The organism is Pseudomonas sp. GM60, from assembly GCF_000282415.1.
GTDB lineage: Bacteria > Pseudomonadota > Gammaproteobacteria > Pseudomonadales > Pseudomonadaceae > Aquipseudomonas > Aquipseudomonas migulae.
The window spans coordinates 1-22062 of the sequence record NZ_AKJI01000029.1 but is presented as its reverse complement, the minus strand read 5'-3'; the positions used below and the strand labels follow the sequence as shown (position 1 = coordinate 22062).

The following is a 22062-nucleotide window of genomic DNA, read 5'->3' as shown; positions in this document are numbered from 1 at the left end:
CCAGCAACAAAACCGGCGCGCAACTTACCCTCGAAAAACCGTTCCAGCAAAACTTTTATACGGATACCTGTAGGAGCGAGCCTGCTCGCGATGGTCGTCAACGATGACGCTGGGTGCCTGACACCCAGCGTTGCTCTCAGGTTCATCGCGAGCAGGCTCGCTCCTACAAGGTGTATTACTTACTTACCGGATTTGATCTTGGTCCAGCTGCGAGTCAGGATCCGCTGGGTCGCGGCCGGCAAATCGGCAATCGCGTACAGCTTGGCCAGCACATCGGCAGGCGGGTAGACGCCCGGATCTTCGGTGATTTCTTTTTCGACCAGAGGAGTGGCCGCCGCGTTACCGTTCGGGAAACGTACCGCGTTGGTGATTTCAGCCATGATTTCCGGCTTTTGCAGGAAGGTCATGAACTTGTAGGCGCCTTCGACGTTTTCGGCATCTTTAGGGATGGCGACCATGTCGTAGAAGCTGCCGGCACCTTCTTTCGGAATGTTGTAGCTGACTTTCACCTTGTCACCGGCTTCGGCGGCGCGCGCTTTGGCCTGGTAGATGTCACCCGAGTAACCCACGGCTACGCAGATGTTGCCGTTGGCCAGGTCGGAGATGTACTTGGACGAGTGGAAGTAGCCAACCGAAGGACGAATCTTCAGAAACAGCGCTTCGGCTTCGGCCAGTTGTTTTTTGTCCTGGCTGTCAGTTGGATAGCCCAGGTAGTGCAACGCCACCGGAATCATCTCGGTTGGCGAATCGAGGAAACTAACGCCACACGATTTCAACTTCGCGATGTTTTCAGGTTTGAACAACAGGTCCCAGGAATTGGTCGGTGCATCGGCGCCCAGTGCTGCCTTGACCTTCTCGGCGTTGAAGCCGATACCGATCGAACCCCACATGTACGGGAAGGCATGTTCGTTGCCCGGGTCGCTCACCGATACCGCTTTGAGCAGGTCAGTGTTCAGGTTCTTCCAGTTAGGCAGCTTGGACTTGTCCAGCTTCTGGTAAACGCCGGCCTTGATCTGCTTGGCCAGGAAGTTGTTCGACGGTACGACGATGTCGTAACCGGACTTGCCTGCCAGCAACTTGGCTTCCAGGGTTTCGTTACTGTCGAATACGTCGTAAACGACTTTGATGCCGGACTCGGTTTCGAACTTCTTGATGGTGTCCGGTGCGATGTAATCGGACCAGTTATAGACGTGCAACACCTTGTCGTCCGCCTGAACCGCACCCGCCATAATGCCCATCAGGGACATGGCGAGAAGTGTCTTGCCAGCAAGCTTTTTTCCTAATGCCTTCATGCGTAATGCTCCAAATTTTTTCTTTTTTGAACCACTTTGTTCAGCGGCCAAACCCGGGCAACTGGAACCGCGGCTAGTCTGGCAAGATCGGAGGCGGTCTTTCAAGGAAAGGCCGCCGTTTGCGACTGCCCTGAGCGAAAGTTTCATGTCTCCCGCTCAGAGCCTAGCACTTAGCCCTGCAACGCACTCAGGGTCAGGTCCAGGCACTTGCGTGCCTTGGTCACCAGCTCATCGATTTCAGCCTTGGTGATCACCAGTGGCGGAGCAATGATCATGGTGTCGCCGACGGCACGCATGATCAGGCCGTTGTCGAAGCAGAACGTGCGGCAGATCATGCCGACGCCCTTGCCTTCGTAACGCTTGCGCGTGGCCTTGTCCTGAACCAGTTCGATGGCCCCCAACAGCCCCACCCCGCGCACTTCCCCCACCAACGGGTGATCGCTCAGTTCCCGCAAACGTTTCTGCAAGTAAGGTGCCGTTTCTGCATGAACGCGCTCGATAATTTTTTCTTCGCGCAGGATGCGGATGTTTTCCAGCGCCACCGCCGCCGCCACCGGGTGTCCGGAGTAGGTGAAACCGTGGTTGAAATCGCCGCCCTCGTTGAGCACCGCCACCACTTCGTCACGCACGATCAGGCCACCCATCGGGATGTAGCCGGACGTCAGGCCTTTGGCGATGGTCATCATGTCGGGTTTGAGGCCGTAGAAATCGGTACCGAACCACTCACCGGTGCGGCCGAAACCACAGATCACTTCGTCCGCCACGAACAGGATGTCGTACTTGGCGAGGATTTCCTTGATGCGCGGCCAGTAGGTGTCTGGCGGAATGATCACGCCACCGGCACCCTGGATCGGCTCGGCAATAAAGGCACCGACGTTGTCCACGCCGATTTCCAGAATCTTCTCTTCCAGCTGATTGGCTGCCCACACACCGAACTCTTCCGGTGTCATGTCACCGCCTTCACTGAACCAGTAAGGCTGGGCGATGTGGACGATGCCCGGGATCGGCAAGTCGCCTTGTTCGTGCATGTACGTCATGCCACCCAGGCTCGCGCCGGCCACGGTGGAACCGTGATAACCGTTCTTGCGGCTGATGATGACTTTCTTTTTCGGCTGGCCCTTGATCGCCCAATAGTGGCGGACCATACGCAGCATGGTGTCGTTGCCTTCGGAGCCGGAACCGGTGAAGAACACATGGTTCATGCCTTCTGGCGCGATGTCGGCAATGGCCTTGGCCAGCTCGAGCACCGGCGGGTGTGCGGTCTGGAAGAACAGGTTGTAGTAAGGCAACTCGCGCATTTGCTTGCTGGCGGCATCAGCCAGTTCATCGCGACCGTAGCCGATCGCTACGCACCACAGGCCGGCCATGCCGTCGAGGATCTTGTTGCCTTCGCTGTCCCAGAGGTAAACGCCCTTGGCGTTGGTGATGATCCGCGGGCCCTTCTCTTTCAGCTGCTTGAAGTCGCTGAACGGGGCCAGGTGGTGATCGTTGCTCAGGGTTTGCCATTCACGGGTTTGCGGGTTGTTGCTGGTCATGCGAACTCTCCTAAGATTTCGGTGAAAGGCGCCGCAGGAATCAGCAGCGCCCGGCGCATCAGACGGCGAAGAGCAGGAATTCCCGCTCCCAGGAGCTGATCACGCGCTTGAAGTTTTCATGCTCGGCCCGCTTGACCGCGACGTAGCCAGTGATGAATTTCTTGCCCAGGTATTTCTCGATGGTCGCGCTGTTTTCCATGCGATCCAGCGCGTCCTCGATGGTCAGCGGCAGGCGCAGGTTGCGGCGTTCATAGCCGCGCCCCACCACCGGCGCACTTGGGTTCAAGCCTTCGACCATGCCGATGTAACCGCAGAGCAGGCTCGCGGCAATCGCCAGGTACGGGTTGGCATCAGCCCCCGGCAGGCGGTTTTCCACCCGACGGTTTTGCGGCCCGGCATCCGGCACCCGCAGGCCCACGGTGCGGTTCTCTTCGCCCCACTCCACGTTCACCGGCGCCGACGTATCCGGCAGGAAGCGGCGGAACGAGTTGACGTTCGGGGCAAACAGCGGCAACAGCTCGGGGATCAGTTTCTGCAAGCCACCGATGTGATGCAGGAACAACTGGCTCATGGTCCCGTCTTCATTGGAGAAGACGTTCTTGCCGGTCTCGATGTCGATGATGCTCTGGTGCAGGTGCATCGCGCTGCCCGGCTCGCCGGTCATCGGCTTGGCCATGAAAGTGGCGGCCACGTCGTGCTTGAGCGCGGCTTCGCGCATGGTGCGTTTGAACACCAGGATCTGGTCGGCCAGGGACAGGGCATCGCCGTGACGGAAGTTGATTTCCATCTGCGCCGTGCCGTCCTCGTGGATCAGCGTGTCGAGGTCCAGCTCCTGCAGTTCGCACCAGTCGTAGACGTCTTCGAACAGCGGATCGAATTCGTTAGCCGCTTCAATCGAGAACGACTGGCGACCGATTTCCGGGCGCCCCGAGCGACCGATTGGCGGTTGCAGCGGGTAGTCGGGGTCGTCGCTACGCTTGGTCAGGTAAAACTCCATTTCCGGCGCCACGATTGGCTGCCAGCCCTTGTCGGAATAGAGCTTCAGAACCTTTTTAAGCACGTTGCGCGGCGACAGCTCGATCGGGTTGCCTTGCTTGTCATAAGTGTCGTGGATCACCTGGGCGGTCGGCTCGATGGCCCATGGCACCAGGAACACTGCATTCGAGTCGGGACGGCAGATCATGTCGATGTCGGCCGGGTCGAGCAGTTCGTAATAGATGTCGTCTTCGACATAGTCGCCGGTCACGGTCTGCAACAGAACGCTCTCGGGCAGGCGCATGCCTTTTTCAGCAATGAACTTGTTGGTCGGCGAAATCTTGCCCCGGGTGATCCCGGTCAAGTCGGCGATCATGCATTCGACTTCTGTGATCTTGTGGTCTTTCAACCAATCGGTGAGCTGGTCGAGGTTGTTACTCATAAATGCCTCTTAGGCTGAGTTTCCTGACTCTTATAAGTCAGGCGTTGTTTGACGCACGGGCGTCGCTTGGTACAGATTGCCACTGCAATTGCCGCGCACAAATACCTGCCTCGACGACGGCATGGGTGAACGGGAACAATGCAAGGCGTGCAGAATCATGAGCGATGACCGACACGTTGGTCGGGCCAGCCAGGTAAAACGGTTCTATATTGGAAGGACAACCCGTAAAGAGAATGTCGCGCAGACCGTCCAGAATATCGGACGGAACCAGCCGGTTTGCCGGGGAAGGAAGAGTCGACGGCACGCCTTTGGCAACACGGGCCCTGGCGTGAGCGTAACGATCGCCACTGATGTGATAAGCATGCAGACCGATCTGCGTAGAGCAGACGGCGACGCCGATTAACGGCAGGCGAGACATGAAGCACCCCGGTATTATTGCTGTTATGGGTTTGAATCGAGCTTAGCCTTGTTCATTTTTTTACACAACACCCCCGTAAAAAATACAACACGGCCCGCTCAAGCCCGCGGACGGCAAAGCATTCAAAGGCATAAAAACGCCCCAAAGTGCCTCAAAAAAGCCTCATGGGCGCTTTTTTAGGGCAAAAAAGGCCTCGCTTGACTTCGGCATGCCGTTCGGGTTGACTGGAATCCGAAGAGATCAATGATTGATATTTTTAACAACAAAGGTGTTGCATCATGTCGGTACCCCCGCGTGCCGTTCAGCTTAACGAAGCGAACGCGTTCCTTAAGGAACATCCTGAGGTTCTGTACGTTGACCTTCTGATTGCGGATATGAATGGTGTGGTGCGCGGCAAGCGCATTGAACGCACCAGCCTCCACAAGGTTTACGAGAAAGGCATCAACCTGCCGGCCTCTCTATTTGCTCTGGATATCAACGGCTCGACGGTGGAAAGCACCGGCCTGGGCCTGGACATCGGCGATGCTGACCGAATCTGCTATCCAATCCCTGACACCCTGTGCAATGAGCCCTGGCAGAAGCGCCCTACCGCGCAACTGTTGATGACCATGCACGAACTCGAAGGCGAACCATTCTTCGCCGACCCGCGCGAAGTGCTGGCCAACGTGGTGCGCAAGTTCGACGAAATGGGCCTGACCATCTGCGCCGCGTTCGAGCTGGAGTTCTACCTGATCGACCAGGAGAACGTGAACGGCCGTCCGCAACCACCTCGCTCGCCGGTTTCCGGTAAACGCCCGCACTCGACACAGGTCTACCTGATCGACGACCTCGACGAATACGTCGACTGCCTCCAGGACATTCTGGAAGGTGCAAAAGAGCAAGGCATCCCGGCCGACGCCATCGTCAAGGAAAGTGCCCCGGCGCAGTTCGAAGTGAACCTGCACCACGTGGCCGACCCGATCAAGGCTTGCGACTACGCGGTCCTGCTCAAGCGCCTGATCAAGAACATCGCCTACGACCATGAGATGGACACCACCTTCATGGCCAAGCCTTACCCGGGCCAGGCGGGCAACGGTCTGCACGTCCACATTTCGATTCTTGATAAAGATGGCAAAAACATTTTTGCCAGCGAGGATCCCGAGCAGAACGCCGCACTGCGTCACGCGATCGGCGGTGTGCTCGAGACCCTACCGGCGCAGATGGCTTTCCTCTGCCCGAACGTCAACTCCTACCGTCGTTTCGGCGCGCAGTTCTATGTGCCGAACTCGCCGTGCTGGGGCCTGGACAACCGCACCGTAGCGATTCGCGTACCCACCGGCGCCGCCGATGCCGTGCGCATCGAACACCGTGTAGCCGGCGCCGACGCCAACCCGTACCTGCTGATGGCTTCGGTCCTGGCGGGTGTGCACCACGGCCTGACCAACAAGATCGAGCCGGGCGCACCCGTGGAAGGCAACTCCTACGAGCAAAACGAGCAAAGCCTGCCGAACAACCTGCGTGATGCACTGCGCGAGCTGGACGACAGCGAAGTCATGGCCAAGTACATCGATCCGAAATACATCGACATCTTCGTGGCCTGCAAGGAAAGCGAGCTGGAGGAGTTTGAACACTCCATCTCCGACCTTGAGTACAACTGGTATCTGCATACCGTTTAAGCGGTTGCAGTGAAAAAGGAACGCCGCAGGCTGACAAGGCTTGCGGCGTTTTTTTATGGCCGCCTTCGGCGGTTCGCGGGCAAGCCTCGCTCCTACAGGTTTTGTGCCGGTCAAAAATCCGCGGAACAACGTGATCCCGTAGGAGCGAGGCTTGCCCGCGAAGGCGTCCAGGCAGACAACACACAACCCTGCTCGTACAATGCCCGCTGCCCCGCAGGAGACTTCAATGACCCGACTCGCCACCCCACGCAAACCCCGCGCCCGCAGCCAGGCCCGGATCGATTCGATACTCGATGCCGCCCGCACGCTGCTGGCCGCCGAGGGCGTGGCCAGTCTGTCGATCTACAGCGTTGCCGAACGCGCGGAAATCCCGCCCTCCTCGGTCTACCACTTTTTCGCCAGCGTCCCGGCCTTGCTCGAAGCACTGACCGCCGACGTCCACGCCGCTTTCCGCGCGTGCCTGCAAGCACCCATCGACCACGATGCGCTCAACGGCTGGCGGGACCTGTCGCGGCTGGTGGAACAACGCATGCTCGACATCTACGACGAAGACGCCGCCGCCCGCCAATTGATCCTCGCCCAGCATGGCCTGACCGAAGTGACTCAGGCCGACCGTCAGCACGACATTGAGCTGGGCGACCTGATGCACAAGCTGTTCGATCATCATTTCGAACTGCCCAAATTGCCGACTGACGTTGATGTGTTTGCGCTGGCTATGGAGCTGGGTGATCGGGTGTATGCGCGTTCGGTGCAGCAGCATGGGCAGATCACGTCGCGCATGGCCGAGGAAGGGATGCGGGTGTTTGATGCGTATTTGGGGCTGTATTTGCCGCCGTATTTGCCCAAGCGCGTTATTCCTGCCTGATTATTTTTCAGCTGCACCGGCCTCATCGCGAGCAGGCTCACTCCTACATTTGGAATGCGTTTCCCTGTGGGAGTGAGCCTGCTCGCGATGGCAGCACCGCCGAACTGACTGATTCACGCGCATAAAAAACCCCGAAGGGTTCGAACCCTCCGGGGTCGGGTGCAGTGCACGCCCTTACAACTTGGCGATCGACACCTCGGTGGATTTCACAAACGCGATCACTTCGCTGCCGACCACCAGCTCCAGCTCTTTTACCGAGCGGGTGGTGATCACCGACGTGACGATGCCGGAAGCGGTTTGCACGTCGATTTCCGACAGCACGTCACCCAGTACGATTTCCTTGATCGAGCCTTTGAACTGGTTACGAACGTTGATGGCTTTGATAGTCATGATGTTGATTCCTGTCGTTGAATGAGGCTTGAGTTATTGAGCCCAACGCAATTGCGTAGGCAAGGGTGAAACAGGTTCCGGCTCCGGCGGCTGGCCGGGCAGCGCGAGGACGCGATTGAGGACTTCGGTTTCCAGCGCCGCCAGCCGATGCGAACCCCGAACCCGAGGGCGCGGCAGTTCCACGTGCAGGTCAAGGCCGACTTCGCCCTCTTCGATCAGGATCACCCGATCGGCAATCGCCACCGCTTCACTGACATCGTGGGTCACTAGCAACACGGTGAAACCGTGCTTCTGCCAGAGCCGTTCGATCAGTTGCTGCATTTCGATCCGGGTCAGGGCATCCAGCGCACCCAGCGGTTCGTCCAGCAACAGCAGGCGCGGTTGATGGATCAGCGCGCGGGCCAGGGCCACACGCTGCTTCTGCCCACCGGACAAGGCCGCCGGCCATTCATTGGCGCGATCCGCCAGGCCGACCGACTCCAATGCTTCCAGCGCTTCTGGCCGCCAGTTGCCCGAGAGCCCGAGACCGACGTTGTCGATGACCTTTTTCCACGGCAGCAGACGGGCTTCCTGGAACATCAACCGGGTGTCTTCCCGCGCATCGCTCAGCGGTGCGGAACCGGCGAGCAATTCACCGCCAGTCGGCTTATCGAGACCGGCGAGCAACCGCAGCAAGGTACTTTTGCCGCAACCACTGCGACCCACCACGGCGACGAATTGGCCGGCCGGAATGTGCAGATCGATCTCGCGCAGCACCTGCCGCGAACCGAAGGTTTTTTGCAGCTTGCGCACCACCAGCGGAATCCCGCGCAGCAGGCGTGGAGGTTGTTGAGCGGTCATGCGGCACCTCCTTTGGCAACTTGATAAGCCGGATGCCAGCGCAGCCACACACGTTCAAGTCCACGGGCCGCGAGGTCGGCCAGTTTGCCCAGCACCGCGTACATCAGGATCGCGAGCACCACCACGTCGGTCTGCAAAAACTCCCGGGCGTTCATTGCCAGGTAGCCAATGCCGGAACTCGCGGAGATGGTTTCAGCAACGATCAAGGTCAGCCACATGAAGCCCAGCGCAAAACGCACGCCGACCAGAATCGAAGGCAATGCACCCGGCAAAATGACCTGACGGAACAGACTGAAACCGGACAAGCCGTAACTGCGCGCCATCTCCACCAGCGCCGGGTCGACGTTGCGAATGCCGTGGTAGGTGTTGAGGTAGATCGGGAACAAGGTGCCCAACGCCACCAGGAAAATCTTCGCCGACTCGTCGATGCCGAACCACAGGATCACCAGCGGAATCAGCGCCAGGTGCGGCACATTGCGGATCATCTGCACCGAACTGTCGAGCAGGCGTTCGCCCCATTTCGACAGGCCGGTAATGAAGCCCAGCGCCAGGCCGATACCGCCACCGATGGTGAAGCCCAGCACCGCACGCCAGCCGCTGATGGCCAGGTGCGTCCAGATTTCACCGCTGCGCACCAGGCTCACGCCGGCTTCGATCACGGCAATCGGCGCCGGCAGAATCCGTGTCGACAACCAGCCCGCCGACACCGACAACTGCCACACCGCCAACAGCAAAATCGGCAACGCCCAGGGCGCCAAGTTGTGGATGATTCTCTTCATGGCGCGCCTCAGCTCTGGGACGCAGCTTTGGGAAGAATGTCGTTAGCGACCATCTCGCCGAACGGGCTGACGTAACCGGCGCTTTTCGGCAATTCCGGACGCTCGATGTCCAGGTGCGGGAACAGCAACTCGGCGACGCGGTACGACTCTTCCAGGTGTGGATAACCGGAGAAGATGAAGGTGTCGATGCCCAGGTCCGCGTATTCCTTCACGCGGGCGGCCACGGTCGGACCGTCGCCGACCAGTGCAGTACCGGCACCGCCACGCACCAGGCCGACGCCGGCCCACAGGTTAGGGCTGACCTCCAGGTTGTCGCGACTGCCGCCATGCAGCGCCGCCATGCGTTGCTGGCCCACGGAATCGAAGCGCGCCAGGGAAGCCTGGGCACGGGCAATGGTGTCGTCGTCCAGGTGCGAGATCAGTCGGTCCGCCGCTTGCCAGGCTTCGGCATTGGTTTCACGGACGATCACGTGCAAGCGAATACCGAAGCGCACCGTGCGGCCAAGCTTCGCGGCTTTGGCGCGAACCTGTTCGATCTTCTCGGCCACGGCGGCCGGCGGTTCGCCCCAGGTCAGGACCATTTCCACTTGCTCGGCGGCCAGGTCTTGCGCGGCTTCCGACGAGCCGCCGAAGTACAGCGGCGGACGCGGTTGCTGGATCGGCGGATAGAGCAACTTGGCGCCCTTCACGCTGATGTGCTGACCGTCGTAATCGACGGTTTCGCCTTCCAGCACGCGACGCCAGATGCGGGTGAATTCCACCGAAGCCTGATAGCGCTCTTCGTGGGTCAGGAACAAACCATCGCCGGCCAATTCTTCCGGATCACCGCCGGTCACCAGGTTGAACAGCGCACGACCGCCGGACAGACGATCCAGTGTCGCGGCCTGACGTGCTGCCACCGTCGGGGAAATGATCCCGGGGCGCAGGGCGACAAGGAATTTCAAACGCTGGGTCACCGGGATCAGCGACGCGGCCACCAGCCACGAGTCTTCGCACGAGCGACCGGTGGGAATCAGCACCCCGCCGAAGCCCAGACGATCCGCCGCTTGCGCGACTTGTTGCAGGTAACCGTGGTCAACGGCGCGAGCGCCTTCGGCGGTGCCAAGGTAATGGCCGTCGCCATGGGTAGGCAGGAACCAGAAGATATTGAGGCTCATGGAGTGGTCTCCTTGGGGAATCGAATTACCGGGCTTTTGGTTACTGAGCCTTGGCAACGGCTGCCGGCGGCGTCCAGATCACGTCTTTGATGCTCAGCGGCTTCGGAATCAGCTTGAGCTGGTAGAAGCTGTCGGCGATTTTCTGTTGCGCAGCGACCACTTCCGGGGTCAGGAACAACGCGCCGTAGCCCTGGCGTTTCACCGAGGTCAGGGTGATGTCTTCCGGCAAGCCGAGCAGTGGCGAGACCTGCTTGGTCACGTCTTCAGGATTGGCCTTGGACCATTCGCCGACGGCGCGCACTTCTTCCACGAGGGTCTTGATCACCTCAGGATTTTTCTGTGCGTAAGGCTTGGTCGCCAGGTAGAACTGATGGTTGTCGACGATGCCCTTGCCATCGCGCAGGGTGTGCGCTTGCAGCTGCTTCTCGGCGGCGGCCTGGTACGGGTCCCAGATGACCCAGGCATCGACACTGCCACGCTCGAACGCGGCGCGGGCATCGGCCGGCGGCAGGAAGACGGTCTGGATGTCGGTGTATTTGAGGCCGGCGTCTTCAAGCGCGCGGACCAGCAGGTAGTGAACGTTGGAGCCTTTGTTGAGCACGACTTTCTTGCCCTTGAGGTCCTTCACCGATTTGATCGGCGAGTCCTTCGGCACCAGGATCGCTTCGCTGTGCGGCGCAGGCGGTTCGTAGGCGACGTAGAGCAAATCGGCGCCCGCCGCTTGAGCAAATACCGGAGGCGTTTCGCCGGTGACACCAAAGTCGATGGAGCCGACGTTCAGGCCTTCAAGCAGCTGCGGGCCACCGGGGAATTCAGTCCATTGCACGTCGACGCCTTGGGCGGCGAGGCGTTTTTCCAGCGTGCCTTTGGCTTTGAGCAGCACCAGGGTGCCGTATTTCTGATAGCCGATCCGCAGGGTTTCAGCTTGTGCTTGAGTAATGGCGCCGAAGGTTACAGCCGCAGCAAACAGAGCGACCAGACCACGACGCAAAATGACAGTGCGCATAGCGCTCTCCTTTTTGCAGTTGAGTTTTGGCTGCACCTGCTTAACCGTTGACGGCTGAGTAAGGTGAGTACATCAAGTCAGGGTGAGGCTTAAATGCTCCAGCGAGCACTCAACAAACGATCATTCAGCAGGTTCGGATCGATCGGCTTGGGCCGTCGGGCCATGGCGCTGAAGAACAGCTCCAGCGATTCATTCAGTCGTTGTTCCAGCTCCGGCGCCAGTTGCGCCTGGGCGCTGCCTTCGCCGTAAGCGATCTGGCTGTCCACAGCGAAAATCCCGTGGAGCATTTCCTGGGCTTTCAATGCCGACAGCACTGGCTTGAGTGCGTAATCCACCGCCAGCATGTGAGCGATGCTGCCTCCGGTGGCCATGGGCAACACCACTTTGTGCGCCAGGGCGCGCTCGGGCAGCAGGTCCAGCACGGTTTTCAAAGCACCGGAAAACGACGCTTTGTACACCGGGGTGGCGATCAGCAGGCCATCGGCGTTTTCAATCTGTTGCAGCAGGTCGATCACCTTGGGGCTGTCGAACCGTGCGTGCAGCAAGTCTTCGGCCGGGAAGTCCCGTACCTGATAACTCACCACTTCCACACCTTGCTCCTGCAACCAGCGTTGAGAGCGCTCCAGCAGCACCCCGGAACGGGAGCGTTGGCTGGGACTGCCACCGAGTGAGACGACCAGCATTCAGACGATTCCTTGAACGGTGCAGGCGATTCGCAGTGGGCGATCTCGCTTCGATGGAGAGACCTTAACAGGTGATTTATATATCTTTAAATCATATTTATTCATTTGGTTATGCGTTGTAGTTCTATACTGAGCCGCTTTGTCCGGGCAAAAAAATGGGCCGTATAAACGGCCCGAAATTCCCCTGCTATATGGATTTGCACAGCCCTTGTAGGAGCGAGGCTTGCCCGCGAAGAGGCCATGACGTCCAACATTGATGTTGGCTTTGACGACGCCTTCGCGGGCAAGCCTCGCTCCTACGGGGATTGGTTTTCAGCTCAACGATTGGGCTGCGGTGTCAGGCGCAGGTACGGTTTCACCGCGCGATAACCCTTTGGAAAGCGCTTCTTGATTTCCTCTGGATCCTGAAGCGACGGCACGATCACCACTTCTTCACCGTCCTTCCAGTTGGCCGGGGTGGCCACCTTGTAGTTATCGGTGAGTTGCAGCGAGTCGATCACCCGCAGGATTTCATGGAAGTTGCGGCCGGTGCTCGCCGGGTAGGTGATGGTCAGGCGAACCTTTTTGTTCGGGTCGATCACGAACAGCGAACGCACGGTCAGGGTGTCGTTGGCGTTCGGGTGAATCAGGTCGTACAGGTCCGATACCTTGCGATCAGCATCGGCCAGGATCGGGAAGTTGACGATCGTGTTCTGGGTTTCGTTGATGTCCTCGATCCACTTGTGGTGCGAGTCAACCGGGTCTACGGACAACGCGATGGCCTTGACCCCGCGCTGGGTGAATTCATCCTTGAGCTTGGCGGTGAAGCCCAGCTCGGTGGTGCACACCGGGGTGAAATCCGCCGGGTGGGAAAACAGCACGCCCCAGCTATCGCCCAGCCATTCATGGAAACGGATGGTGCCGGCGCTGGAATCCTGTTCGAAGTCGGGTGCGATGTCGCCGAGTCTGATGCTCATGGTGGGCTCCTGATGAGTAGGTGTAGAACTCAACTGTAGCTCGTGTTGGGGAGTTTAGAAAAAGAATAAATAAAGCCATTCTTAGGCCCAAATAGAATATTAAAGATCTGTTCACTGGACCTGCAAAGTCATCGCGACGACTATCGCTTCCAAGGTTCGAGAAGGCCTTGAGTCGCTGCAAAAGAGGGAACGTTTCGGGACGGGATTACGGGGGTGACCCCGCCCCGAAAACGCAAAAGCCCCGCCCGGCGTGATGCCGGGCGGGGCTTTTTTTCAGCGGTTACGCGAGCGCTATTACAACAGCGGGATCGAGTAGCTGACGATCAGGCGGTTTTCGTCCTGGTCGCGCTGACCAGGGATGTCGTTGCGCCAGGTAGCGTTTTTCCACATCACGCCCAGGTTCTTCAGCGTGCCTTCTTGTACGACGTAACCGACGGTCAGGTCGCGTTCCCACTCGGAGCGGCCAGTATCGTTGACGTTGACTTGGCGGGTGCCGACTTTACCGGAGGTGTCGATGTTGTCGCCACGCAGGTAAACCACACCGGCGGTCAGGCCAGGGATGCCAACCTTGGCGAAGTCGTACGAGTAGCGAGCTTGCCAGGTGCGTTCACCGGCACGGGCGAACTTGGCAATCTGACTGTCGGTAGTCAGGTAAGCCGACGAACCGTCACCCTGGTTAAGCCATGGGAAGTCGCTGTTGCCGTTGCTGACCTGATAGCCGCCACCGAAGGTATGACCTGAAACGCTGTACAGGAACAAGCCGCTGTACAGGTTGTTGTCAACCTTGCCCTTGGTGATGCCAGTGCCGTAGTCACCAGTGGTGAAGTAGGCAGAGTCATGGCCATTGGCGCCATCATCACGGCTGTTGAAGTAACGGAAGTCCGACTTCAACACGCCCGGACCGATGGCCCAGTTGTGAACCAGACCCAGGAAGTGCTGCTTGTAGAAGTCTTCCAGGTTGCCGTAGTAGTACTGGGCAGTCAGGTCTTTGGTGATTTTGTAGTCACCGCCACCGTAAATGAATTTGTTGCTGTCGCGACCGGCAGCCGTGTGGGCGTTGGCACCAGCAATCGACAACTCTTCGTTGTTGCTGGAGTTACGACCTTTGGCGTGCTCGATCTGACCACCGACCAGTGTCAGGTCTTTGATTTCGTTCGTAGTGATCTGGCCACCCTGGAAGGTTTGTGGCAGCAGACGACCGTCGTTGGTCACGATAACCGGCAGTTTTGGCTGCAGGGTGCCCAGCTTCAGTTCAGTCTGGGAGATCTTGGCTTTGGCAGTCAGACCCAGGCTGGAGAAGTTATCAACCGCTTCGCCGTTGGATTTGCTTGGGAAAACAGTGCCGCCGTACGAAGTCGAAGTGGCGCCGTTAGTACCACCGCCCGTATCCAGACGCACGCCCAGCAGGCCGATAGCATCGATACCGAAGCCGACGGTGCCTTGGGTGTAACCGGAGGTGAAGCGCAGATCGAAGCCTTGGCCCCACTCTTCCAGCTTGTTCTGAGCCTTGGCAGCTTTGGTATCGCCGTCACGGTTATCAGTGTTGATGTAGAAGTTACGCAGCCCCAAAGTAGCTTTGCTGTCTTCGATGAAACCGGCGGCGCCTGCCTGCTGCGCCAAAACCCCTACGGCCACAGCCAGGGCCAAGGTGGACTTGTTCATTGTTTCGCTCCTCTCGTTTCTAATTTTTTCGGTCCTGAGTCGAATGCCCTGGATCCTGAAATGTGCGGATACCGCCAACCGCAATCCGCGCGCCACTCAACTGATGTGTCTAAGTCAAGGGTCTAAGCGCGGCGAATGGGCCGGCATGGTAAACGTAAATACATTTATTTCATTCTTTTTCATGCCGTGCGGGAATAAAAAGCGGCATTTTAATCGCGGCAGGACACTCAATATCGGCCCCGGCGGGATGCACTTTAGGGGTTTATTTTAAAAGCCAAAAAGAATAATAAATTCCTAAGTAATGCCTAATTGGCATATACGAAAAAATCACAAAAAAACCCCGCCAAACGGCGAGGCTCTTTTGCGCAATCTCTTACAAGAAGCTGTAGGTGTAGTTGAAGATCAGACGGGTCTGGTCTTGGTCAGCGTTGGTGTTGCCACGATAAGCACCGTGACGCACCGTCGTGCCAAACCCTTTAAGTGGACCGGTTTGAATCACATAGTCCACGCGCAGGTCGGTTTCCCGCTCGTTCAGGTCTTCACCCGCGCCGCTGACGGTCTTGATATCCCGGCCATACAAGTAACCAGCCGAAGCTTTCAAGCCTGGTACACCCAAAGACGCGAAGTCATAGGTGTACTGACCGTACGTGGTGTTTTCACCGGCACGGATAAAGCTGCCCACAGTGGCATCGGTGAACGAGTAGAAGCTGGCGCCGCCAGCGCCTTCGTTGCGACCGTTACCATCGACAACGTTGCCCTGGTTCAAGAAGACAAAGCCGCCGTCATCGTTGACACGCTGATGCCCGAGCAGGAACGCGTTGCCGCCCAGGGTGTAGGTGAACGTGGCGCTCCAGGTCTTGTTATCGACCTCGCCCTTGTTCTTGGCGAAACCACCGTTGTTGCTGAATTGGTAGCCAGCGTCACCGTTCTTGCCGTCGGAGCTGCTGTCGAAATAACGAAGATCGGTCTTGAACGACTGGTTGGGTGCGATCGGGTAGACGTGCACCAGACCGAGGAAGCTCTGCTTGTAGAAATCTTCCAGGTTCGCGTAGTAGTACTGCAGCATCAGGTCTTTGGTGACTTTCCAGTCAGCACCGGCATAACGGAACTGGTTGCTGTCCTGAGTAGCGCCAGCCACAGACAGGCCGGTGCTGTTGCTGGACGCGCGACCGGTCGCGTGCTCCAGCTGACCAACGTTGAAGGTCACGTTGTCGATTTCCTTCGAGGTGATGGTGCCACCTTCAAAGGTTTGTGGCAGTACGCGACTGTCGTTCGCGATCAGGATCGGCATGTTTGGCTGCAGGGCACCACCGTAGTGGGCCTCTGTCTTCGAGAAGCGTGCCTTGACGTTGCCCGCCACGCGGCTCCACGAACTCTCTGCCGAACCATCGGAATCGCTAGGACTGAAGGAGTTATTGTCCGGGTGATGGCCCTTGCCGCCGTCCAGATGGATACCGACCAATGCCTGGGCATCGATACCGAAACCTACGACACCTTGGGTGAAGCCCGACTGGTAATCGAACTTGAGGCCTTCAGCGGCTTCTCGCTGACGGTTGGCTGGGGTCTTGGCGCCTTCACGGACATCGGCGTCGAAATAATAGGTGCGCGAACTGACGGAAGCCTTGCTGTCTTCGATGAAACCAGCGGCGCCTGCCTGCTGCGCCATAACCCCTAGGGCCACGGCCAGCGCCAAGGTGGACTTGTTCATTGTTAAACTCCTCTCGTCTCTAATTCTTGTATTCCTGGCCCGGAATCAATGTCCCAAGTCCTAAGATGCGCGATTAGCGCCAGAGCGTGACCCACAAGTCAATCGTAACCATGTGTGTCTACGACCATGGTCTAATCCCCGTTTTTTGGTCCGTGCAGGGTCATGATTTCGTCATAAACCTGAAAAGAATGGCTGGATTCTTTTCTAATACCGTTTAGGAATTTGGCTCAACGTTTGCTGCCCCGCGGACTAGAGCGGCCAGCTCATAAGCTAATTCCTAAATGGTATTTATTAGGCGTTTTTTAGATCGATTAGGTTTGGAAGCAATTCCGCAACAATTCCTATCGATAAGGCCTACGCCATGACGACCAAGCGCGCACTATCCAACCCAATTGTTACAGTTTGTGTATCGGTATTATTTTCTTTTTCCGCCCATGCCGCGAACCTCACCGTCGGCTATCAAACCGGAATAGACCCCAGCAAAGTCCCCCAGGCGGATGGACTCTACGAGAAAACCATCGGCCAAAAAATTGACTGGCGTCGTTTCAACAGTGGGCCGGAAGTAGTAACCGCCATCGCCTCGGGTGACGTACAGATTGGCAACCTCGGCTCAAGCCCACTGGCCGCGGCCGCCTCGCGCAATTTGCCGATCGTCGCGTTTATCGTTTCTGCCCAGATCAACGCCGCCGAAGCGTTGGTGGTGCGCAACGGCAGCGGCATCGATAAACCGGAAGATCTGATCGGCAAGACTATCGCCACACCGTTCGTTTCAACCTCTCACTACAGCTTGCTCGGTGCCTTGAAGCACTGGGGCCTGGACGCCTCGAAAGTCAAAGTGGTGAACCTGCAACCGGCGGAAATCGCTGCCGCCTGGAAGCGTGGGGACATCGACGGTGCGTTCGTCTGGTCGCCCGCCCTGGGGGAAATTCGCAAGACTGGCAAGACGTTGACTGACGCCGCACAGGTCGGTCAGTGGGGCGCGCCGACTTTTGAAGTGTGGGTGGCGCGCAAGGATTACGCCGAGAAACATCCGGACGTCGTCGCCAAGTTCGCCAAGGTGACGCTGGACTCGTTCGCCGACTATGCGGCACATAAAGACAGCTGGACCGCCGATTCGGTGCCGGTACAGAAAATCGCCAAACTGACCGGTGCCAATGCCGCCGATGTGCCGGAACTGCTGGCCGGTTCTGCATTCCCGGACGCCAAGGCGCAACAAACCACCGCGCTGCTGGAGGGCGGCACGGCGAAGGCGATTGGTGAGACGGCGAAGTTCTTGAAGGAACAAGGCAAGGTTGAGACGGTGCTGCCGGACTATTCGCCGTATGTCAGCGCGAAATTCGTCACCGAGTAACACACCGTTCCCCGTAGGAGCGAGGCTTGCCCGCGAAGAGGCCATACCTGCCGACACATATGTTGAATTTGAGGCCGCCTTCGCGGGCAAGCCTCGCTCCCACAGAGTCCGGGTTACAAGGTTTTTTCGAAGATCTTCGAGTTACGCTGATAGTTGTACAGCGACGCCCGCGCCGACGGCAGGCGCTCGACGCTGCTTGGCACAAACCCGCGCTCGCGGAACCAGTGAGCCGTACGGGTCGTCAGGACAAACAAGGTTTTCAGACCTTGAGCCCGGGCACGGGTTTCGATCCGCTCCAGCAGCTCATCCCCGCGACCGCCATGACGGTACTCCGGGTTCACCGCCAGACACGCCAACTCCCCGGCATCCGAATCGGCAATCTGATACAGCGCCGCGCAAGCGATGATCATGCCTTCGCGCTCGACCACGCTGAACTGCTCGATCTCACGCTCCAGCACTTCGCGGGAACGTCGCACCAGAATCCCCTGCTCTTCCAGCGGGCTGATCAAGTCCAGCAAACCACCAACGTCTTCAATCGCGGCCTCGCGCACGACCTCGAATTGCTCCTGTGCCACCAGCGTACCGCCGCCGTCACGGGTGAACAGTTCGGTCAGCAGCGCGCCGTCTTCGGCGTAACTGACGATATGGCTGCGCGCCACGCCGCCACGGCAGGCTTCAGCCGCCGCATCCAGCAGTTCCGCCTGATAGTTGCTGCCCAGACGCTGCAAATGCGCCGGCACTTGTTGCGGGCGCAGTTCGCGCACCAGACGACCGTTTTCATCGATCAAGCCCAGGTCAGCGCCGAACAGCAGCAGTTTATCGGCACCCAGGTCGATGGCTGCGCGGGTCGCGACGTCTTCGCAAGCGAGGTTGAAAATCTCCCCGGTCGGCGAGTAGCCCAGCGGCGACAGCAGCACGATGGAGCGCTCGTCCAGCAGGCGATTGATGCCTTTGCGGTCAACCCGGCGCACTTCGCCGGTGTGGTGATAGTCGACACCTTCGAGCACGCCGATCGGCCGGGCGGTCACCAGGTTGCCGCTGGCCACCCGCAGGCGCGAGCCCTGCATCGGCGACGAAGCCATGTCCATGGACAGGCGCGCTTCGATGGCGATACGCAACTGGCCGACCGCATCGATCACACACTCAAGGGTCGCGGCATCGGTGATGCGCATGCCGTGGTGGTAATGCGGGGTCAGGCCGCGTGCCGCGAGACGGGTTTCAATTTGCGGACGGGAACCGTGAACAAGCACCAGTCGTACGCCGAGGCTGTGCAGCAGCACCAGGTCGTGGACGATGTTGCCGAAGTTCGGATGCTCCACGCCGTCGCCGGGCAGCATGACGACGAAGGTGCAATCGCGGTGGGCATTGATGTAAGGCGAAGCGTGACGAAGCCAATTAACGTATTCGGGCATGAACCTGGGCCTGTAATAAATAGCAGCCAAAAAATGGGCGAAACAGAAAACGCACAGCGGGCTGATGGTTATCGTCGGAACAGGCTTGGCGACACGCGCGCTCTCCTCATGAATACGGGTTTAAACATCGGCAATTTACATGACCTGTAGGAGCCGGCTTGCTGGCGATGCGGGCGCCGCGGTCCGTCAGGTGAACCGCGTCATCGTTCATCGCCAGCAAGCCGGCTCCTACACAGGTCACATTTTGGCCGGTGTCAGGCAGTAATGTTCAATCAACTGTCGTAATAGATGCACGGTAGGCTGCAAACGTGACATTTCGAGGTATTCCCCCGGTTGGTGCGCACACGCGATGTCACCCGGGCCCAGCACCAGCGTTTCGCAGCCAAGGCGTTGAAGATAAGGCGCTTCCGTCCCGAACGCCACTGCTTCGGCGCGATGACCGGTGAGCTGCTCCGCGATGCGGACCAATTCAGCGTCTTCGGCCTGCTCGAAGGGCGGCACTTCAGGGAACAGCGGCGCGTAATCGATCTTCACCTGATGGCGCTCGGCAACCGGCTGGAGTTTCTGCAGAATCTCCGCGCGCAACACCTTGGGGTCCATGCCCGGCAACGGACGCAGGTCGAATTCCAGCGAACACTGACCGCAAATCCGGTTGGGGTTATCCCCGCCATGGATACAGCCGAAGTTCATGGTCGGAGTCGGCACACCAAACTGCGGATTGCGGAATTCACGTTGCCACAGCAGGCGCAGGCCGCGCAATTCGCCAATCGCATCATGCATGGCTTCGAGGGCGCTATGGCCCAGGCGCGGATCGGAGGAATGGCCGCTCTGACCGAGAATGTCGATGCGCTCCATCATGATGCCTTTGTGCATGCGGATCGGCTTGAGCCCGGTCGGCTCGCCGATCACCGCCGCTCGGCCCAACGGGCGTCCTGCTGCGGCCAAGGCACGCGCGCCGGACATCGAGCTTTCTTCGTCGCAGGTGGCGAGGATCAGCAACGGCTGTTTGAACGGCTGGTCGAGCAACGGCAGGACGGCTTCGATGGCGAGGGCAAAAAAGCCTTTCATGTCGCAACTACCCAACCCGACCCAGCGGCCATCGACTTCGGTCAGCTTCAGCGGATCGGTCTGCCACAACGCGCCATCGAACGGCACAGTGTCGCTATGCCCGGCGAGCACCAGACCGCCGGGCCCGGAACCAAAACTGGCCAGCAGGTTGAATTTGCCGGGGCTGACCTGCTGGATATCGCAGGCAAAACCCAGATCGCCGAGCCACGTCGCCAGCAAATCGATCACCGGACGGTTGGTCTGATCGAGGCTGGCCTGAGTGCAACTGACCGATGGTGCGGCAATCAGCGCAGCGAACTGATCTTTCATCGACGGCAACGGCATCGCTGACTCCAACTCCCGAATTGAAGTCCATCATAGAACCATCCGGTGACAGGAATAAACCGTCGCGGCGCGTAGGTCTGAGCAGTGCTGTACACTGCACGACCTTGGCAGCCACACATTCCCCCGGCTGCGCTCCCGATCCTGGATTTTCCGGCCATGCAGAAAGAAACTGAAATCAAACTCCGCGTCAGCCGCGAAACCCTCGCCGCACTGCGCGAGCACCCGCTCCTGAAAAAACGCAACAAAAGTGGCTGGGAACGCCGTGAACTGATGAACCAGTACTTCGACACGCCTGAGCGCGACCTGGCCCGCGCCAAGGTTGCCCTGCGCCTGCGCAAGGACGGCGAAGAAGTCATTCAGACCCTCAAGACCCGCGGCCAGAGCGTCGCCGGTTTGTCCGAGCGTAACGAATACGACTGGAACCTGCCCAAAGCCAAGCTCGATGTGAAGAAACTCGACGGCGAATGCTGGCCTGAAGAGCTGGCCGAGCTGGACAAGAAAACCCTGAAGCCGATCTTCACCACCGATTTCGTCCGCGAACGCGCTGAAATCGCCTGGGGCCGTGGCAAGACCAAAGTGGTCATCGAAGCCGCGCTGGACCTGGGCCACGTGGTGGTCGGCAAGCAGAAAGAAGAAATCTGCGAGCTGGAACTGGAACTGCGCGAAGGTGAACCGGCTGCATTGCTGGAGCTGGCCGCCGAACTGGCCGCGACCCTGGCCCTGATGCCGTGTGACATCAGCAAGGCCGAACGCGGTTATCGCTTGTACGACGCCAACAGCTATTCGTTGAGCCTGCCGGCCCCGCAGATCAGCGCCGAAATGCCGCTGGATGACGCGTTCGCCGCGTTGAGCTGGCACTTGCTGAGCAGCAGCCAGCGTCTGGCCGAGCAATATCGCTTCAATGGCCACTGGCGTCTGTTGCAGGACTGGGTCGAAAACCTCGCTGAATTGCGCGCCCTGCTGAGCAGCCTTGGCCAGGCCGCGCCGCGTCAGTCGACGCACGATCTGCGTCTCGCCCTGGATGCCTTGCTTGAAGACTGGCGTCCGCTGGTTCAAGCCGGTCTGGACGACGAAGACGTGCGCAAAGCCGCGCCGGAGCAGTTCCTCGAAGAACTCGAAGACCCGCGCTGGGGCCTGTTCTCGCTGAACACCTCGCGCTGGTTGCTGGCCCGCACCTGGGCGGCCGATCGTAATGTTCGCGGCAATCGCCAGGGCGCTGCGCAACTGGGTAGCTGGTTGCCGCGCTTGCTCGGTGAAGAAGCGACGTCCCTGCAATTGCAGCGTTACCAGCAGCAGCCGGAAGATCTGGCCGAGCAACTGCCGCGCATCGAACGCATCCAGTCCTGGTTGCACCATGCGCGCAACGTGCTGGAGGTCCCGGAAATGGATCGACTGTACGGCGAGCTGAAACAGTTGGCGTTGCTGGCTAACGAGCCGATCACCGATGAGTTGCTGGATGCGCGTAAGCAGCAGGCGATTGCCGTTTATCAGAATCGTGCCTGGAAAATGCTGCTGCGTATGTAAAACCGCCTTCGCGGGCAAGC

18 protein-coding genes and 1 pseudogene are annotated in these 22062 nt (G+C 59.1%); 4 read left to right on the top strand and 15 right to left on the bottom strand.

Annotation, left to right across the window (positions count from 1 at the left end; genetic code table 11):
• Window positions 1–179: 179 nt before the first annotated feature.
• The 4 genes and pseudogenes from PMI32_RS23060 to PMI32_RS29570 form a co-directional block, all read right to left on the bottom strand.
• A complete protein-coding gene (locus PMI32_RS23060) occupies window positions 180–1292 on the bottom strand; it encodes a polyamine ABC transporter substrate-binding protein (RefSeq protein WP_008026034.1) in 1113 nt (370 codons plus the stop codon).
• Window positions 1293–1462: 170 nt separating this feature from the next.
• A complete protein-coding gene (locus tag PMI32_RS23065) occupies window positions 1463–2827 on the bottom strand; it encodes an aspartate aminotransferase family protein (RefSeq protein WP_008026032.1) in 1365 nt (454 codons plus the stop codon).
• A 58-nt stretch (window positions 2828–2885) separates the two neighbouring features.
• Window positions 2886–4244 (bottom strand): glutamine synthetase family protein, encoded by a 1359-nt coding sequence (locus PMI32_RS23070; RefSeq protein ID WP_008026030.1) that lies wholly within the window; start codon window positions 4242–4244, stop codon window positions 2886–2888.
• A 100-nt stretch (window positions 4245–4344) separates the two neighbouring features.
• Window positions 4345–4662, bottom strand: a pseudogene (locus PMI32_RS29570) (gamma-glutamyl-gamma-aminobutyrate hydrolase family protein); the annotation flags it as partial.
• 278 nt (window positions 4663–4940) lie between these two features.
• Here PMI32_RS29570 and PMI32_RS23075 point away from each other — a divergent pair.
• Window positions 4941–6317, top strand: coding sequence for a glutamine synthetase family protein (locus PMI32_RS23075; RefSeq protein ID WP_008026026.1), 1377 nt, complete (start codon window positions 4941–4943; stop codon window positions 6315–6317).
• A 226-nt stretch (window positions 6318–6543) separates the two neighbouring features.
• Window positions 6544–7182: a TetR/AcrR family transcriptional regulator gene (locus PMI32_RS23080; protein WP_008026024.1), complete on the top strand. Its 639-nt coding sequence runs from the start codon at window positions 6544–6546 to the stop codon at window positions 7180–7182.
• Between the two features lie 174 nt (window positions 7183–7356).
• On the opposite strand, the gene PMI32_RS23085 is transcribed toward PMI32_RS23080, so the two are convergent.
• The 9 genes from PMI32_RS23085 to PMI32_RS23125 form a co-directional block, all read right to left on the bottom strand.
• Window positions 7357–7572: a TOBE domain-containing protein gene (locus PMI32_RS23085; RefSeq protein ID WP_003229256.1), complete on the bottom strand. Its 216-nt coding sequence runs from the start codon at window positions 7570–7572 to the stop codon at window positions 7357–7359.
• 33 nt (window positions 7573–7605) lie between these two features.
• Complete coding sequence (gene ssuB, locus PMI32_RS23090; RefSeq protein WP_008026022.1) at window positions 7606–8412, bottom strand: aliphatic sulfonates ABC transporter ATP-binding protein; 807 nt, start codon at window positions 8410–8412, stop codon at window positions 7606–7608.
• Window positions 8409–9191: an aliphatic sulfonate ABC transporter permease SsuC gene (gene ssuC, locus PMI32_RS23095; protein ID WP_008026021.1), complete on the bottom strand. Its 783-nt coding sequence runs from the start codon at window positions 9189–9191 to the stop codon at window positions 8409–8411. The genes ssuB and ssuC overlap by 4 nt, the downstream gene beginning before the upstream one ends.
• A gap of 8 nt (window positions 9192–9199) precedes the next feature.
• Window positions 9200–10348 carry an FMNH2-dependent alkanesulfonate monooxygenase gene (gene ssuD / locus PMI32_RS23100; RefSeq protein ID WP_008026018.1) on the bottom strand — a complete coding sequence of 383 codons (1149 nt, stop codon included), beginning with the start codon at window positions 10346–10348 and terminating at the stop codon, window positions 9200–9202.
• A gap of 40 nt (window positions 10349–10388) precedes the next feature.
• Window positions 10389–11354 carry a sulfonate ABC transporter substrate-binding protein gene (locus tag PMI32_RS23105; RefSeq protein ID WP_008026015.1) on the bottom strand — a complete coding sequence of 322 codons (966 nt, stop codon included), beginning with the start codon at window positions 11352–11354 and terminating at the stop codon, window positions 10389–10391.
• An 89-nt stretch (window positions 11355–11443) separates the two neighbouring features.
• A complete protein-coding gene (gene ssuE, locus PMI32_RS23110) occupies window positions 11444–12037 on the bottom strand; it encodes an NADPH-dependent FMN reductase (protein ID WP_008026012.1) in 594 nt (197 codons plus the stop codon).
• 317 nt (window positions 12038–12354) lie between these two features.
• Window positions 12355–12993: a peroxiredoxin gene (locus tag PMI32_RS23115; protein WP_008026010.1), complete on the bottom strand. Its 639-nt coding sequence runs from the start codon at window positions 12991–12993 to the stop codon at window positions 12355–12357.
• A 294-nt stretch (window positions 12994–13287) separates the two neighbouring features.
• On the bottom strand, window positions 13288–14655 hold the full coding sequence (locus PMI32_RS23120; RefSeq protein ID WP_008026008.1) for an OprD family porin: 1368 nt from the start codon (window positions 14653–14655) through the stop codon (window positions 13288–13290).
• A gap of 373 nt (window positions 14656–15028) precedes the next feature.
• Window positions 15029–16363: an OprD family outer membrane porin gene (locus tag PMI32_RS23125; RefSeq protein ID WP_008026006.1), complete on the bottom strand. Its 1335-nt coding sequence runs from the start codon at window positions 16361–16363 to the stop codon at window positions 15029–15031.
• Window positions 16364–16724: 361 nt separating this feature from the next.
• Between PMI32_RS23125 and tauA the strand changes: the two genes are divergently transcribed.
• Entirely contained in the window at window positions 16725–17714 is a 990-nt protein-coding gene (gene tauA / locus PMI32_RS23130; RefSeq protein WP_008026005.1) for a taurine ABC transporter substrate-binding protein, read from the top strand.
• A 113-nt stretch (window positions 17715–17827) separates the two neighbouring features.
• Here the strand turns inward: tauA and argA are convergent, their stop codons facing one another.
• Both argA and argE read right to left on the bottom strand, forming a co-directional pair.
• Window positions 17828–19126 carry an amino-acid N-acetyltransferase gene (argA, locus tag PMI32_RS23135; protein ID WP_008026003.1) on the bottom strand — a complete coding sequence of 433 codons (1299 nt, stop codon included), beginning with the start codon at window positions 19124–19126 and terminating at the stop codon, window positions 17828–17830.
• Window positions 19127–19363: 237 nt separating this feature from the next.
• Window positions 19364–20518, bottom strand: coding sequence for an acetylornithine deacetylase (argE, locus tag PMI32_RS23140; RefSeq protein WP_008026001.1), 1155 nt, complete (start codon window positions 20516–20518; stop codon window positions 19364–19366).
• A gap of 156 nt (window positions 20519–20674) precedes the next feature.
• Here argE and PMI32_RS23145 point away from each other — a divergent pair, with 156 nt between their 5' ends.
• Entirely contained in the window at window positions 20675–22042 is a 1368-nt protein-coding gene (locus PMI32_RS23145; protein WP_008026000.1) for a CYTH domain-containing protein, read from the top strand.
• The last annotated feature ends 20 nt before the right edge of the window (window positions 22043–22062 follow it).

Coding starts and splice junctions, on each gene's coding strand:
- PMI32_RS23060 (WP_008026034.1), bottom strand. CDS start 1,292: ATGAAGGCATTAGGAAAAAAGCTTGCTGGCAAGACACTTCTCGCCATG.
- PMI32_RS23065 (WP_008026032.1), bottom strand. CDS start 2,827: ATGACCAGCAACAACCCGCAAACCCGTGAATGGCAAACCCTGAGCAAC.
- PMI32_RS23070 (WP_008026030.1), bottom strand. CDS start 4,244: ATGAGTAACAACCTCGACCAGCTCACCGATTGGTTGAAAGACCACAAG.
- PMI32_RS23075 (WP_008026026.1), top strand. CDS start 4,941: ATGTCGGTACCCCCGCGTGCCGTTCAGCTTAACGAAGCGAACGCGTTC.
- PMI32_RS23080 (WP_008026024.1), top strand. CDS start 6,544: ATGACCCGACTCGCCACCCCACGCAAACCCCGCGCCCGCAGCCAGGCC.
- PMI32_RS23085 (WP_003229256.1), bottom strand. CDS start 7,572: ATGACTATCAAAGCCATCAACGTTCGTAACCAGTTCAAAGGCTCGATC.
- ssuB (WP_008026022.1), bottom strand. CDS start 8,412: ATGACCGCTCAACAACCTCCACGCCTGCTGCGCGGGATTCCGCTGGTG.
- ssuC (WP_008026021.1), bottom strand. CDS start 9,191: ATGAAGAGAATCATCCACAACTTGGCGCCCTGGGCGTTGCCGATTTTG.
- ssuD (WP_008026018.1), bottom strand. CDS start 10,348: ATGAGCCTCAATATCTTCTGGTTCCTGCCTACCCATGGCGACGGCCAT.
- PMI32_RS23105 (WP_008026015.1), bottom strand. CDS start 11,354: ATGCGCACTGTCATTTTGCGTCGTGGTCTGGTCGCTCTGTTTGCTGCG.
- ssuE (WP_008026012.1), bottom strand. CDS start 12,037: ATGCTGGTCGTCTCACTCGGTGGCAGTCCCAGCCAACGCTCCCGTTCC.
- PMI32_RS23115 (WP_008026010.1), bottom strand. CDS start 12,993: ATGAGCATCAGACTCGGCGACATCGCACCCGACTTCGAACAGGATTCC.
- PMI32_RS23120 (WP_008026008.1), bottom strand. CDS start 14,655: ATGAACAAGTCCACCTTGGCCCTGGCTGTGGCCGTAGGGGTTTTGGCG.
- PMI32_RS23125 (WP_008026006.1), bottom strand. CDS start 16,363: ATGAACAAGTCCACCTTGGCGCTGGCCGTGGCCCTAGGGGTTATGGCG.
- tauA (WP_008026005.1), top strand. CDS start 16,725: ATGACGACCAAGCGCGCACTATCCAACCCAATTGTTACAGTTTGTGTA.
- argA (WP_008026003.1), bottom strand. CDS start 19,126: ATGCCCGAATACGTTAATTGGCTTCGTCACGCTTCGCCTTACATCAAT.
- argE (WP_008026001.1), bottom strand. CDS start 20,518: ATGCCGTTGCCGTCGATGAAAGATCAGTTCGCTGCGCTGATTGCCGCA.
- PMI32_RS23145 (WP_008026000.1), top strand. CDS start 20,675: ATGCAGAAAGAAACTGAAATCAAACTCCGCGTCAGCCGCGAAACCCTC.